A 13026-nucleotide genomic window follows, 5' to 3' on the forward strand; every position below is an offset into this window, starting at 1 on the left:
ATGGCGTGGGTCGACCCCGGTTCCGCGGTAGATCCACGCCATGCGTGGATAGCGGGGCCCGGAAACAGGATCTGGCCTGACACCCCCGCCCTCAGCCGTAGCTGACCGCTTCAACGAAGGCGCCGCTGGCTTCCACGCGCACCGCGGCGCGCTGCCCGGTATCGACAAAGTGCAGGCGCGCCAGGGTTTCAGCGAAGTCGAAGGCGCGGGCACCGTCGCGGAAATCGATCGGCTCCGGCCGGTCCGGATGCAGCACGCGCCATTGGCGCTGTTCGCATTGCAGGCGGATCAACATGCGGCTCACTCCTTGAGGCAGCGTATCGACGGTAGCGGGACATTCCTGCCGATCACGGCAGGCATCGTCGCAACAGATCAGGGACACACAGAGATGCCCTGATCGCAGAAGATACGACAGTTCAAAATGTGAGCTGTATCAGATTTTTCTGATTTTAGAGGGGCACGCTCAGTTCACCTGGAACTGTGCCCGGCAGCCGTCGCTGACCCAGATGCCACGACGATCCCAGCCCCAGGTCTGGCCCTCGATGCAGGCACTGCGCGAATCCTGGCGAACCAGGCGCACGCCGCGGCGGATGCGGGCGTCGCAGTACTCCTGGCGGTGCCCATTGGAATGACAGGTGATCACCTCACCGCCGCCCCAACCGTTGCCGTTGCCCCAGCCACCCCCATTGCCCCAGCCACCGCCACGACGGTACTCGCCGACGAACTCGGCGCGGCAGCCCTGGGTCACCCAGACGCCATAGCGCGACTGGCCCCAGGTCTCACCTTCCACGCACGGCGAGCCGGACAACTGGCGGATCATCCGCGCGCGGCCCTCCAGACGGCACTCGTTGCTACGGTTCTTGATCGACTCGCAGCGCACGATGCCGCTGCCTTCGCGGCCACCGTAGCGGTCATCGTCATAGCCGTAGCCATAGCTCTGCGCCTGGGCGCCACCCGCCGCCGCCAGCATCGGCAGCAGGGTGCAGGCCAGGGTACGCCAGGTGAGTGCCTTGCCCATCGAGATCTCCAGATGAATACGATGGCGCAAGCATCCGGGATTCCCGGCACGGCGCACAGGGGGGCGCGTGACGCCGGTTTTTCCCCATTCAAACAACGCAACCGTAGCTGACTGCACGCAACGACCGGCGTCAGTCTCCTACGTGCAGGGCATCCACCGCGCTGCCGAGCGCCTCGACCCGCACCGTGCTGCGCTGGCCGGTGCGACGGTGGTGCTCGAGGGCCCGCGCCGCGGCGACATCGAAAGCCTCGGCGCCCCGCGCATATCGGGTTGCGTCATGCACCTGCGGATCCAGCACGGACCAGTGCCGGGCGTTGCGTTGAACGGTAATGACCATGAGGGGCTCCTGTGGATGGAAGGATGCGACGGCAGGCGGACGGTCCACGTGCCGGTACACCTTCAGGCTAGCGATCACCTCAGGGGTGGCCCATCAGATTTGTACGAAAATGCCGCGCCCTCTGGTCAGCCCTTGCCTGCCCTCACATCCCTGAGTCCGTTTAGCCTGTTCATTCCGTGATTCTTGTCACGGAGTCAGCCGGGCTTCACACTACCGTCATCAACAGGGGCCCCTTCCACATGCGCACCTTCTTCTCGCAGCAGCGTTGGACGCTGCTGAAGTTCTATTTCGTGGCCAGCTACCTCGTGCTGATCGAGGAACTGATCCGCGCCGCCATGCACTGAGCGCTTGCTGCAGGGCTATTTGCGACAGACACTGTCGCTTTAGGCACGGAGCCCGCCCGATGAAAGCGCTTCTTCTGATTCCAGCCCTGCTGGTGCTGTCCGCCTGTGCCAACCAGCATCAGGCCGCTGCGCGTGCCGATACGGCGGCCACTTCGCCCGCCACGCCGAAGGTCGGTGGCGACCGCGATGCCCACGGTTGCATCGGTTCGGCCGGCTACCAGTGGTGCGAGCACAGCCAGCGTTGCGAACGTCCGTGGGAACTGGCGCAGGCACAGGGCCTGGCCAACACTGCCGAAGCCATCGATGCCTACTGCGCGAATCCGGCCAGCCCGGCGCGCAAGTGAGTCGCGCCACCCATGGCTGAGCTGAGTCCGCTCCCCACCCTGGCCCCAGGCCGCTACCGCCACTTCAAGGGCGGCGAGTACGAAGTGCTCGACATCGTCCGCAGCAGCGAGACCCTGCAGCCGATGGTGCTGTACCGCGCGCTGTATGGCGAAGGTGGCCTGTGGGTACGCCCGTACGCCATGTTCGTCGAGCAGGTGCCCGGCGAGCACGGACCGCAACCGCGTTTCGCCCGCGTCGACGCATGAGGGTTCCGCTGCCGGCCATGGCCGGCAGCGCGCGGTAACGCGGCGGGCCTGCGTTACAATCGTACCGTCCAGTCGGTTTCTTCCCGCCATGTCCGCATCCCCCTCCCGTTCGCGCCGCAAGGCGCCCGACAGCGTGCGCCAGTCACTGCTGCAGGCCACCATTGAAGTGATCGGCCGTAACGGCCTGGCCGCGCTGACCGTGCAGGACGTCGCGCAGGCCGCCGGTGTCAGCAAGGGTGCGTTGTTCCATCATTTCAGCAGCAAGCAGGTGCTGGTGGATGAAGCCATCGGAGCGCTGATTGGAGAATTCGAAGCGCGCGTGCGCGCCCTGCTGCAGGAAAACCCCGAAGGCCATGGCCGTTTCAGCCGCGCCTATGTGCAGGCCAACTTCGAGCATCTGCTGCAGCAGGAGCAGGACAACGACATCGGCCTGACCTTGGGCAACCTGATGGAACCGGGCCTGCTTGCGCACTGGCGCAACTGGAAGCGCGCGATGCTGGCCGAGTTCCCTGGCGAAGCCGGCGACCCACGGCTGTACGCGGCGCGCTGCGCTGCCGATGGCTACTGGGCCACGGCCTATGGGCGTCCGCTGGGCGAGGAAGAACGTGCCAATGCATTGGCCATGGCCGAACAGGCCCTGAAACTGTGCGACCCGCAGTGAGCTGGAGCGCTCGATGAATCCCTACCTCTACCTTGCCGCTGCCATCGTGCTGGAAGTGATTGCCACATCACTGCTGAAGGCATCCGACGGCATGAGCCGGCTGGCGCCGACACTGGGCGCACTGGTCGGCTACGGGCTGTGCTTCTACCTGCTGTCGATGACCATGAAGTCGATCCCGACCGGCATCGCCTACGCAATCTGGTCCGGCGTCGGCATCGTGCTGATCTCACTGATCGGGCTGGTGGTGTTCAAGCAGCGCCTGGATGCACCGGCGTTGATCGGCATCGGCCTGATCTGCGCCGGCGTACTGGTGATCAACCTGTTCTCGCGCAGCAGCGCGCACTGAGCACGCTGCTGCGCGATCAACGCTAGCTGACCTTCTTCGCTACGGTCATGCCGAGCAGGAACAGCACCACGGCGATGATGATGCCGGCCCAGAACAGGAACTTGGCGATACCGACCGCGGCACCGGCAATGCCACCGAAGCCGAGCACGCCTGCGATCACACCGATGACGGCGAAGATGATGGCCCACTTGATCATGTCAAACCTTTCCCTGCGGGGACTGCGTACTGGATGATCAGGCTAGGCCGTGGCCGATGCGGCAATCGTGAACAGGCCGCGTGCGCGGCGTGAATCAGCGCGGACGGAAGCGCAGCAGCGCGACGGCAAACGCCAGGAACACGCTGCCCACCAGGCGCTCGAACCAGCGTCGCGCAAACGGCTTGGCCAACCAGCGGCGAAGGCCATGGCCACCGGCCGCATACATCACGTACCAGAACAGTTCGCACGCGGCGAAGGTGGCCACCAGCACGCTGTACTGCAGCGCCTGGCCGCGTGATGGGTCGACGAACTGCGGCAGGAACGCCGCCGCGAACAGCAGCAGCTTGGGATTGCTCAGGCCCACCAGAAGGCCACCACGGAACACCTTCCACGCGCCCAGCGAGTCCGCAACCGGCGGCGTAGCATCGACCGTCACCGGCGGTGCCGGCCGGCAACTGTCACGCCATGCCTTCAGGCCCAGCCAGGCCAGATAGGCCACGCCCAGATAACGCAGCACCTCGAACAGCATCGGCGACGAATGCAGCAGCGCACTCAGGCCTGCTGCGGAGGCCGCCAGCACCAGCAGCATCGCCAGCAGGCAGCCGGCCATCGCCGGCACACTGCCACGGAACCCCAGCCCGACGCTGCGACCGAGGATATGCAGCATGTTCAGCCCCGGCGTACCACACAGAACGAACACCGTGGCGAGGAACCACCACCAGGTATGCAGGGCCATAGCGCACATCCACTTCAGAAGATCCAACCAGCATAGAGTGCGCCGGGCCTGCCGCGGCACACACAGCGCAGCATGGATGTGGTGGTTACAGAGGCAGGCTCAGGCCGCGAGTGCGTCGCGCCGTACCAGTACCTGGTCGATCAATCCCCATTCGCATGCCTGCTCGGCACTCATGAAACGATCGCGATCCAGGGTCTGCTCGACCTCCACGACACTGCGTCCGCAATGCTGCGCATACAGCCGGGTGATGCGCTGCTTGGTGCGCTGCATTTCCTCGGCGTGGATGAAGATGTCCGAAGCCTGGCCCTGCACCCCGCCCAGCGGCTGGTGCACATGCAGGCTGGCATTGGCCAACGCCGCACGGTGTCCCGGCTCGCCGGCCATCAGCAGAAAAGAACCCATCGACCGCGCAGTGCCCATGCACAGCGTATGCACCGGGGCCGAGATGTACTGCATGGTGTCGTACATCGCCAGGCCGCTGGAGATCACCCCACCCGGCGAGTTGATGTACAGATGGATCGGCTTCTCCGGGTTTTCCGATTCCAGGAACAGCAGCTGCGCGCAGACCAGCGCCGACACAGTGTCATCGACTTCGCCGTTGAGAAAGATGATGCGCTCACGCAGGAGCCGCGAGTAGATGTCATAGGAGCGCTCACCGCGCTCGCTGCGCTCCACCACCATTGGTACCAGCTGCATTCTGTCCCGCATGTGCCTGCTCCCTGTAGCGTTCGACCCTGGCGCCCGTTCAAGCCGCGCGCATCACCGTGCGATGCTCATCGTTGGCGGCCAACGGCAGCAGCGCGCGCAGGTCGCTGAGCCGATGCACAATGGTCAGCACCGTCCCCCCACCGTCATCCGCGCGCAGCCGGAAACACACCAGGCTGTGCAGATGCGGGGGCTGCGCATCTCGCAGGTGGAACCCCAGCTCCCGCCCCTCCTCGCACAAGCAGGGCTGCGAATCGGCAAGATCGGCCGCAGGCAACCAACGCTCACGCAGCGCAGGGTCGAACAGTGCGCGCCAGACCTGTTCCGGTGGCGCTGGCAGCCACTGCTCCATCACCAACGCAGGAGCCGCTTCGTTCAGAACATCGTCCATCAGTCCATCTCCTTCAGCAGATCCTGCAAGGCATCCATACGCGCGGGCCAGTAGGCCCGGTAGCGCTGCAGCCAGTTGCCGATGTGGGCCAGTCCGCGCGGATCGACCTCGTAGTGGACGAAGCGCCCTTGGCGTTGTTCGCTCACCAGCCCAGCATCGCGCAGCACCGCCAGGTGCTGGGACATCGCAGACTGGCTGATCGCCATGCCCTCGCGCAGCGCGCTGGCATGCTGCCCCCCCTGGGCCAGCTTTTCGAAGATATGGCGCCGGGTGGGGTCGGCCAGCGCCTTGAACAGGGCGTTCTCGATCATGATCAACACATTAGCAAACACTAATGTGTAGTGCAACTCACCCGCTGCCTGTGCTGCAATAGCAACTCCTGGCATGGAGCTGTGCATGAAGACTCTCGGCCTGATCGTCGGCATGAGCTGGGAAAGCTCGGCCCAGTACTACCGGCTCATCAACGAGGAGGTACGGCGGCGGCTCGGCGGTGCGCACTCGGCACAGCTGCTGCTGTGGTCGGTGGATTTCGCCGGCATCAAGCAGCTGCAGCACGAGGGCGACTGGGACACCCTGGGTGACCACATGGTCGATGGCGCGCGGCGCCTGCAGGCGGGCGGCGCCGACCTGCTGCTGATCTGCACCAATACCATGCACAAGCTGACCGATCGCATCGAGGCGGCCTGCACGCTGCCGCTGCTGCATATCGCCGACCCCACCGCCCAGGCCATCGTGCAGGCAGGCGCACGCAAGGTGGGCCTGCTCGGCACCGCCTTCACCATGGAACAGGACTTCTACCGCGGCCGGCTGCAGGATCGCTTCGGACTGGAGGTGCTGGTACCCGAAGCCGATGATCGTCGCAGCGTGCACGACATCATCTACCAGGAATTGATCGCTGGTGTGGTCAGCGAGCACTCACGGCAGGTCTATGCCGGCGTGATCGCGCGACTGGTGGCGCGCGGTGCCGAAGCAATCATTCTTGGCTGCACCGAGATCATGCTGCTGGTACGCCCGGAGGACAGTGCAGTGCCGCTGTTCGATACCACCGCCCTGCATGCGCGGGCCGCCGTGGACACGGCCCTGGCTTGAATCAATGCGCGCCGGAGCGCGGAATCAGTCCGCGCCCTGCACTTCCAGCGCGGTGATCAGCCACTCGACCACCGCCGGTGAATCGCACAGGAAGAAGATGGCGTCACCGGAGCGTGCGTCGGTAAGCAGCCGATAGACCGTGATCGCCACCGCCGACTGGTTGGCGATGAACACTTCCGGGCTGCGCGGCCCTTCACTATGCCCGGCAACGGCATGCAATGCCTTGCGCGCAGCCACAGTGGCAGCCGGGTCCGCGCTGCGGGTCAGTTCCGGCCCGCGCAGCCCCCAGGCAACGAACACATGCTTGCCCTTGAACGTAGTGTCCAGGACCCGCACCTCGGCGCCACCTGCGTCGGCCGAGCGATGAATGACGGTACTGCTGATCAACGCAACCCCCTGTGGTCGTCGTGGTCCGCGCATCCTCCCCCACAGGCCGCCCGCACACCAGTGACGGCAGCCACAGGCTGCGCCGACAGGCGTGGAAGACATGTAAGAAGGTGTAAACCGATGCGATCGGATGTGCAGCGATGATACGGGATGTAAGCCTCTGCATGGGCTGGTGCGCACTACTAAATCCCTCCTGAGCCGCTTCCGGAACAATGCGTTCCGACGGCCCCGTGCTGGGTCATTCTTGCCGCCCGAATCCCCGCCCGAGGCTCCCCATGACCCTTCGCCCGCTGCTGCCGATCACCAGCGCCGCCCTTGCCCTGCTGCTGGCCGCCACCGCCGTGGCCGCCCAGGACTACGACACTGATCACATTCCAGCGCTGCGCTGCGAATCCCAGTTCAACAAGACCGAGCAATGCCCCATCGAGGGACCGATGCGCCTGGCCAGGCAGCTGTCGGTGACCCGTTGCGTGGAAGACCAGAACTGGGGCCAGAGCCGGCGCATGCTGTGGGTGACCGACGGCTGCCGCGCCGAGTTCGTTGCCGACGAACACGGCCGCTGGCCGGGACGTGGCCGCAGCCGTGATCGCGACAACGAGGGCGAACGCCTGGTCTGCGAGTCCTACGAGAACAAGGACAAGGAGTGCCGGATTCGCGTGCGCCATGAGGTACGGCTGGTCAGGCAGAAATCGGTGACAGCCTGCATCGAGGACCGCAACTGGGGCTGGGACCGCCGTGGGGTGTGGGTCAGCGACGGCTGCCGTGCCGAGTTCCGTGTGTATTGACTGCCGGCCGCGCGCTGGCTGCATCGAGCAGGCGTGCGTGCCAGGCGGAGTCGATAGACTATGGCCTGCACGGCAGGGAGCACGACATGGAACGATGGTATCTGGCGACGCTGCTGGCGTTGATCCTGCATCAGATCGACGCTGCGTTCTGGCAGGAATGGGCCATGTTCCATGTCCCCGGTGGCATCCAGGGCTTCCTGCTGTTCAACCTGTTCGCAGTCGGCGCCGTGCTTTGGGGTTATCGCCAGATCGTGCTGGGCACATCCACGGCGCGCAGCTATGCACTGGCGTGCGGGGGGCTCGGCATTGGCACGGCACTTATCCATCTGGCCTTTGCCCTGTTCGGTCGCAGTGAATTCCACCTGCCGCTGTCGATTGCGGTCCTGCTCGCCTGCTTTGTGTCGGGTGGCGGCCTGTTGCTGAAGCTGCGCCCGCGATGAACCGGACGTCCTCTTCTCCACACCTGCGCGACGGCATTCCGCAGGACGCAGATGCCTTGATCGCGCTCGACAGCGTGGCAGCCACTGATCCACGGCGGATCATGCAGATTGCCGACTGGCTGGCGCACGGCGTCGTGCAGGTCGCCGAGCAGGACGGCAAGATCGTCGGCTACCTGGTCATCCATCACCACTTCTTTGGCGAAGCCTTCATTGAAATGTTGATGGTGGCGCGCGAACAGCGCAGCCAGGGCATCGGCGCCATCCTGCTGCGGCACGCGATCACGTGGCGCGGTGGCGGCAAGCTGTTCACCTCGACCAATGCCTCCAACACGGGCATGCAACGCCTGCTCGCTGCCGCCGGCTTCGTGGGCAGCGGCATCGTGCATGGCCTGGATGAAGGCGATCCGGAACTCATCTACCGCTTCGCGGAAGACTGATCAGCATCTGCAGAACGCACAAAAAAGCCCACGCATTGCTGCGCAGGCTCCTTGATTCATCACAGTGGTCGGGACGGCCGGATTCGAACCGACGACCCTCTGCCCCCCAGGCAGATGCGCTACCAGGCTGCGCTACGCCCCGACTGATGCTGCGATGTGCCCGCCAGTGCGGCGGGCCGTGAAGTATAGCGGATTACGATGGAAATGGGATCAGCGGCGCAACAACTGCAGCACTTCTTCCAGCTCCATGCGCACCTGTTTGATGATCTGGTTGCTCAGCGCCGATTCCTCGCGGGCATCGGGGCCATCCAGGCGCAGGCGGGCACCACCGATGGTGTAGCCCTGTTCGTACAGCAGGCTGCGGATCTGCCGCACCATCAGCACGTCATGGCGCTGGTAGTAGCGGCGGTTGCCTCGGCGCTTGGCCGGCTCAAGGCTGGGAAACTCGGTTTCCCAGTAGCGCAGGACGTGCGGCTTGACGTCGCACAGCTCGCTGACCTCACCAATGGTGAAGTAGCGCTTGGCCGGGATCGGCGGTAGTTCGCGGTTACTGCCCGGATCCAGCATAAGCCTCCACCCTCTCCTTGAGCTTCTGGCCCGGACGGAAGGTGACCACCGTACGGGCGGAAATCGGAATTTCCTCGCCGGTCTTGGGGTTGCGACCCGGGCGCTGGTTCTTGCGCCGCAGATCGAAATTACCGAAGCCCGACAGCTTCACCTGACGTCCCTGTTCCAATGCTTCACGCAGCACATCGAAAAACGCGTCGACGAATTCCTTGGCTTCACGCTTGTTCAGACCGACTTCGTCGAACAGCTTTTCCGCCATCTCCGCCTTGGTCAATGCCATTGCCTGCTACCCCCGAGTGCTGCCCGCTCAGCCGCGGATCCGGGCGTGGTGTTCACGCTCGATGGCAGTGACCGCCTCGGCCACCACCGCATCCACGTCGCGGTCCGTCAGAGTGCGCGACTTGTCCTGCAAAATCAAGCCCATAGCGAGACTCTTGAAGCCCGGCTCGACGCCCTGGCCAACATAGCGGTCGAACAGGTTCAGGTCGCGCAGCAGCGGGCCGGCGGCCTGGCGGACGGTCGCCGCCAGGTCGGCCCAGGCCACCTGCTCAGGCACCAGGAACGCCAGGTCGCGGCGCACCGCCGGGAAGCGCGACAGCTCGCCGGCACGCGGCAGGCGACGGGCGGTCAGCGGCTCCAGGTCCAGCTCGAAGGCGTACACGTCGGCCTCGATCTCCATCGCCCGCGCCAGGCGCGGATGGATCTGGCCGATCCAGCCGATGGCCACGCCATCGCGGAACACCTCGGCCGAACGCGCCGGGTGGCCGTAGGCGCGGGCCGACGGACGGAACTCCAGCTGCGCGCCACTGGCAGCCGCCAGCGATTCCAGGTCGCCCTTCAGGTCATGGAAATCGACCTTGCGGGTCGGCAGGCCCCACTGCACCGCCTGCGCCTCACCGCAGACCGCAGCGGCCACGCGCGGGGTTTCCAGCGGCGCCGGTTGGCCGTCTCCGCTCTGCTGGGCAAACACACGGCCGATCTCGAACAGGCGCACGCGGCCCAGCTGGCGCGCGGCATTGCGGCCAAGCGTGGCGACCAGGCCCGGCAGCAGCGACGGACGCATCACCGCCAGTTCCGCCGACAGCGGGTTGGCCAGCGGCACCAGACCGTCGCGCAGCTGCCACTGGGTCAGCAGCGCGTCGTCGACGAAGGCGAAGTTGACGGTTTCCTGCTGGTCACGGGCGATCAGCTGGCGGCGCACGCTCAGCGCGTCCAGCTGCGTCTCGCTCGGCATCGCCACGCGCGAGGCACCGCCCGGCAGCGTGGTCGGGATCTGCTCGTAACCGTGGATGCGGGCCAGCTCTTCGATCAGGTCTTCTTCGATGGCGATGTCGAAGCGGCGGCTCGGCGCCGTGACCTGCCAGCCCTCGGCGGTGGCAACCACGTCCATGCCAAGCGCGCGCAGGATGCGCTCGACTTCGGCATCGTCGATGCTGATGCCGAGCACGCGGGTGATGCGGGCGCGGCGCAGCACGATGGTCGCCGGCTGCGGCAGATCGGCTTCACGCACGGCCTCGGTGACCGGTGCCGGTGTACCGCCGGCCAGGTCCAGCACCAGGCGGGTGGCGTACTCGATCGCGGTGCGCGGCAGCGCCGGATCGACGCCGCGCTCGAAGCGATGGCCGGCATCGGTGTGCAGGCCCAGCTTGCGGCCACGGCCCATGATCGCGGCCGGCGCGAAGTGCGCGGCTTCCAGGAACACGGCGGTGGTCGCGTCGGTGACGCGGGTGTCGAAGCCGCCCATCAGGCCGGCCAGGCCGACCGCACGGTCAGCATCGGTGACCACCAGGAAGCTGTCGTCCAGCGCAGCATCGCGGCCGTCCAGCAGCTTCAGCGTCTCGCCCGCGCGCGAACGGCGCACGGCGATGCTGCCCTGCAGGGTGCCCAGGTCGTACGCGTGCATCGGCTGGCCCAGCTCCAGCATCACGTACTGGGTGATGTCGACCAGCAGCGAGACCGGACGCACGCCGCTGCGGCGCAGGCGCTCGGCCATCCACAGCGGGGTCCTGGCGGCAGCATTGACGCCTTCGATGACACGGCCCAGGTAACGCGGCGCTTCGGCGCCGGCGTCGAGCTGGATGCTCAACTCACGGCTGCCGACTGCCGGAATGGCATCGGCGGCGAAATCCAGCACTTCACTGCGGGTGGCGGCGGCGACGTCGTAGGCGATGCCGCGCAGGCTGAAGCAGTCGGCGCGGTTCGGGGTCAGCTTGATCTCGATGCTGGCGTCCGGCAGGCCCAGGTACTCGACCAGGGTCTGGCCGATCGGGGCATCGTCCGGCAGTTCCAGCAGGCCGGACGCATCGCTGTCCAGGCCCAGCTCCTTGGCCGAGCACAGCATGCCGTTGGACTCGACGCCACGCAGCTTGGCCGGTTTGATCTTCAGCTCGCCGATCTGCGCACCAACCATCGCCAGCGGCGCGACCAGGCCCGGGCGTGCGTTCGGTGCGCCACACACGATCTGCAGCAGTTCGCCCTGCCCGGCATCGACCCTGCACACCTGCAGGCGGTCGGCTTCCGGATGGCGCACGGCTTCAACGATGCGTGCCACGACCACGTGATCGAGGCCTTCGCCAAGCGCGGTTACTTCTTCCACTTCCAGGCCGATGGCGGTCAGCACCGCGCTCAGCTCATCGCGCGAGGCGGAGGTCGGGACGTGGCTGCGCAGCCAGTTTTCGGAGAATTTCATGGTGTCACCCTGGTGGGAGGCGTGCCTCCCGTTGCGGTTTTTGGGGTCGCCCAGCGCATGCGCAAGCAGGCGTCCATCCAGAAAGCAGCCGAGCAGGGCTCGGCTCTACACGGTTGCGGCTTACGCGAACTGCTTCAGGAACCGCACATCGTTCTCGAAGAACGCGCGCAGGTCGTTGACGCCGTAGCGCAGCATCGCGAAACGCTCCACGCCCATGCCAAAGGCGAAGCCGGTGTAGCGCTCCGGATCGATGCCGACATTGCGCAGCACGTTCGGATGCACCATGCCGCAGCCGAGCACTTCCAGCCAGCGGGTGCTGCCATCGGGCTGCTGCCAGGCGATGTCCACTTCCGCGCCCGGTTCAACGAACGGGAAGTAGCTGGGGCGGAAGCGCATCTCGAAGTCGCGCTCGAAGAACGCGCGCACGAACTCGGCCAGCGTGCCCTTCAGGTCGGCGAAGGTCGAATGCTCGTCGACCAGCAGGCCTTCCACCTGGTGGAACATCGGCGAGTGGGTCTGGTCGCTGTCGCTGCGGTACACCTTGCCGGCGGCGATCATGCGCAGCGGCGGCGCGTGGTCGCCCATGTAGCGCACCTGCACACCGGAGGTATGCGTACGCAGCAGGCGGCCGTCGCCGAAGTAGAAGGTGTCGTGCATGGCGCGCGCCGGGTGGTGCGGCGGGAAGTTCAGCGCCTCGAAGTTGTGCCAGTCGTCCTCGATCTCCGGCCCTTCCGACAGCTCGTAGCCCAGCCGGCCGAAGATGCCGGTGATGCGCTCCAGGGTGCGGGTGATCGGGTGCAGGCCGGCACGGTCGCCATTGCGGCCCGGCAGGGTGATGTCGATGGCTTCGGCGGCCAGGCGCGCATCCAGTGCCGCGTCTTCCAGCAGCGCCTTGCGCTCGCCCAGCGCGCGGGTCAGCACGTCGCGGGCCTGGTTGATCGCTTCACCGGCGGCCTTGCGCTCGTCGGCCGGCAGGGCACCGAGCTGCTTGAGCTGCGAGGTGATGCTGCCGCTCTTGCCAAGCAGGGCCACGCGCAGCTGCTCCAGCACGTCGGGGCTCTGTGCGGCGGCCACATCGGCCAGCGCCTGGGTGGTGAGGGATTGGATGTCGCTCATGGGGGGCTGGAACTCCAGTCGATCTGCCATCGCGATGCGCGAAGGGCCGACCCCTGTCGCCACCGCCGTCCCCGCGCTGCCGTCGTGGCCTCGCCGGGACCCAAAAAAGAATGGGGAAGGACTTGCGCCCTTCCCCATGCATTGCCTTGACCTGACACCGTCCGAGTGAACGGTTACGGCATCGGGAAGGAC

At 66.2% G+C, this 13026-nt stretch carries 21 protein-coding genes and 1 tRNA gene; 8 read left to right on the forward strand and 14 right to left on the reverse strand.

What is annotated here, in order from left to right; genetic code table 11:
• Positions 1 to 91: 91 nt before the first annotated feature.
• From AC5P60_RS08405 to AC5P60_RS08415, 3 genes are all read right to left on the reverse strand, one after another.
• Positions 92 to 295, reverse strand: coding sequence for a hypothetical protein (locus AC5P60_RS08405; protein ID WP_005410416.1), 204 nt, complete (start codon positions 293 to 295; stop codon positions 92 to 94).
• A 168-nt stretch (positions 296 to 463) separates the two neighbouring features.
• Positions 464 to 1018 carry a DUF3011 domain-containing protein gene (locus AC5P60_RS08410; protein ID WP_049430631.1) on the reverse strand — a complete coding sequence of 185 codons (555 nt, stop codon included), beginning with the start codon at positions 1016 to 1018 and terminating at the stop codon, positions 464 to 466.
• A 130-nt stretch (positions 1019 to 1148) separates the two neighbouring features.
• Positions 1149 to 1355 carry a hypothetical protein gene (locus tag AC5P60_RS08415; protein ID WP_005410418.1) on the reverse strand — a complete coding sequence of 69 codons (207 nt, stop codon included), beginning with the start codon at positions 1353 to 1355 and terminating at the stop codon, positions 1149 to 1151.
• Between the two features lie 403 nt (positions 1356 to 1758).
• On the opposite strand from AC5P60_RS08415, the gene AC5P60_RS08420 reads away from it, so the two are divergent.
• The 4 genes from AC5P60_RS08420 to AC5P60_RS08435 all read left to right on the forward strand — a co-directional run bounded on the left by AC5P60_RS08420 (position 1759) and on the right by AC5P60_RS08435 (position 3296).
• Positions 1759 to 2043, forward strand: coding sequence for a hypothetical protein (locus AC5P60_RS08420; RefSeq protein WP_242898859.1), 285 nt, complete (start codon positions 1759 to 1761; stop codon positions 2041 to 2043).
• 12 nt (positions 2044 to 2055) lie between these two features.
• Complete coding sequence (locus AC5P60_RS08425) at positions 2056 to 2289, forward strand: DUF1653 domain-containing protein (RefSeq protein ID WP_005410421.1); 234 nt, start codon at positions 2056 to 2058, stop codon at positions 2287 to 2289.
• Positions 2290 to 2377: 88 nt separating this feature from the next.
• Entirely contained in the window at positions 2378 to 2950 is a 573-nt protein-coding gene (locus AC5P60_RS08430) for a TetR/AcrR family transcriptional regulator (protein WP_099490299.1), read from the forward strand.
• Positions 2951 to 2963: 13 nt separating this feature from the next.
• On the forward strand, positions 2964 to 3296 hold the full coding sequence (locus AC5P60_RS08435) for an SMR family transporter (RefSeq protein WP_005410423.1): 333 nt from the start codon (positions 2964 to 2966) through the stop codon (positions 3294 to 3296).
• A 22-nt stretch (positions 3297 to 3318) separates the two neighbouring features.
• On the opposite strand, the gene AC5P60_RS08440 is transcribed toward AC5P60_RS08435, so the two are convergent.
• The 5 genes from AC5P60_RS08440 to AC5P60_RS08460 form a co-directional block, all read right to left on the reverse strand.
• Positions 3319 to 3492, reverse strand: a complete 174-nt coding sequence (locus tag AC5P60_RS08440; protein WP_005410424.1) for a DUF1328 domain-containing protein — start codon at positions 3490 to 3492, stop codon at positions 3319 to 3321.
• Positions 3493 to 3586: 94 nt separating this feature from the next.
• Entirely contained in the window at positions 3587 to 4228 is a 642-nt protein-coding gene (locus AC5P60_RS08445; protein ID WP_483693307.1) for a LysE family translocator, read from the reverse strand.
• 99 nt (positions 4229 to 4327) lie between these two features.
• Positions 4328 to 4936: an ATP-dependent Clp protease proteolytic subunit gene (locus AC5P60_RS08450; RefSeq protein WP_033833232.1), complete on the reverse strand. Its 609-nt coding sequence runs from the start codon at positions 4934 to 4936 to the stop codon at positions 4328 to 4330.
• Between the two features lie 37 nt (positions 4937 to 4973).
• A complete protein-coding gene (locus tag AC5P60_RS08455) occupies positions 4974 to 5324 on the reverse strand; it encodes an SRPBCC family protein (RefSeq protein ID WP_033833233.1) in 351 nt (116 codons plus the stop codon).
• Positions 5324 to 5635, reverse strand: a complete 312-nt coding sequence (locus tag AC5P60_RS08460; protein ID WP_033833241.1) for an ArsR/SmtB family transcription factor — start codon at positions 5633 to 5635, stop codon at positions 5324 to 5326. Before AC5P60_RS08460 ends, AC5P60_RS08455 begins: the two co-directional genes overlap by 1 nt.
• An 85-nt stretch (positions 5636 to 5720) precedes the next feature.
• Here AC5P60_RS08460 and AC5P60_RS08465 point away from each other — a divergent pair, with 85 nt between their 5' ends.
• Positions 5721 to 6413, forward strand: coding sequence for an aspartate/glutamate racemase family protein (locus AC5P60_RS08465; protein WP_483693306.1), 693 nt, complete (start codon positions 5721 to 5723; stop codon positions 6411 to 6413).
• 24 nt (positions 6414 to 6437) lie between these two features.
• On the opposite strand, the gene AC5P60_RS08470 is transcribed toward AC5P60_RS08465, so the two are convergent.
• On the reverse strand, positions 6438 to 6833 hold the full coding sequence (locus AC5P60_RS08470; RefSeq protein ID WP_032965929.1) for a hypothetical protein: 396 nt from the start codon (positions 6831 to 6833) through the stop codon (positions 6438 to 6440).
• 242 nt (positions 6834 to 7075) lie between these two features.
• On the opposite strand from AC5P60_RS08470, the gene AC5P60_RS08475 reads away from it, so the two are divergent.
• The 3 genes from AC5P60_RS08475 to AC5P60_RS08485 are packed head-to-tail and all read left to right on the forward strand — an operon-like array spanning position 7076 to position 8462.
• Positions 7076 to 7585 (forward strand): DUF3011 domain-containing protein, encoded by a 510-nt coding sequence (locus tag AC5P60_RS08475; RefSeq protein WP_111189296.1) that lies wholly within the window; start codon positions 7076 to 7078, stop codon positions 7583 to 7585.
• Positions 7582 to 8025 carry a DUF6713 family protein gene (locus AC5P60_RS08480; protein ID WP_233489904.1) on the forward strand — a complete coding sequence of 148 codons (444 nt, stop codon included), beginning with the start codon at positions 7582 to 7584 and terminating at the stop codon, positions 8023 to 8025. The genes AC5P60_RS08475 and AC5P60_RS08480 overlap by 4 nt, the downstream gene beginning before the upstream one ends.
• Positions 8022 to 8462, forward strand: a complete 441-nt coding sequence (locus AC5P60_RS08485) for a GNAT family N-acetyltransferase (protein ID WP_005414059.1) — start codon at positions 8022 to 8024, stop codon at positions 8460 to 8462. Before AC5P60_RS08480 ends, AC5P60_RS08485 begins: the two co-directional genes overlap by 4 nt.
• 65 nt (positions 8463 to 8527) lie before the next feature.
• Here AC5P60_RS08485 and AC5P60_RS08490 read toward each other — a convergent pair.
• The 5 genes from AC5P60_RS08490 to AC5P60_RS08510 form a co-directional block, all read right to left on the reverse strand.
• A tRNA-Pro gene (locus AC5P60_RS08490) sits at positions 8528 to 8604 on the reverse strand.
• 68 nt (positions 8605 to 8672) lie between these two features.
• Positions 8673 to 9029 (reverse strand): MerR family transcriptional regulator, encoded by a 357-nt coding sequence (locus AC5P60_RS08495; RefSeq protein ID WP_005410431.1) that lies wholly within the window; start codon positions 9027 to 9029, stop codon positions 8673 to 8675.
• Positions 9010 to 9309, reverse strand: a complete 300-nt coding sequence (locus AC5P60_RS08500) for an integration host factor subunit alpha (RefSeq protein WP_005410432.1) — start codon at positions 9307 to 9309, stop codon at positions 9010 to 9012. The genes AC5P60_RS08495 and AC5P60_RS08500 overlap by 20 nt, the downstream gene beginning before the upstream one ends.
• A gap of 27 nt (positions 9310 to 9336) precedes the next feature.
• Entirely contained in the window at positions 9337 to 11718 is a 2382-nt protein-coding gene (gene pheT / locus AC5P60_RS08505) for a phenylalanine--tRNA ligase subunit beta (protein WP_005410433.1), read from the reverse strand.
• Between the two features lie 120 nt (positions 11719 to 11838).
• Positions 11839 to 12834: a phenylalanine--tRNA ligase subunit alpha gene (locus AC5P60_RS08510; protein WP_005410434.1), complete on the reverse strand. Its 996-nt coding sequence runs from the start codon at positions 12832 to 12834 to the stop codon at positions 11839 to 11841.
• Positions 12835 to 13026 lie beyond the last annotated feature (192 nt).

The organism is Stenotrophomonas sp. YJH_SMC_120 (assembly GCF_059368675.1).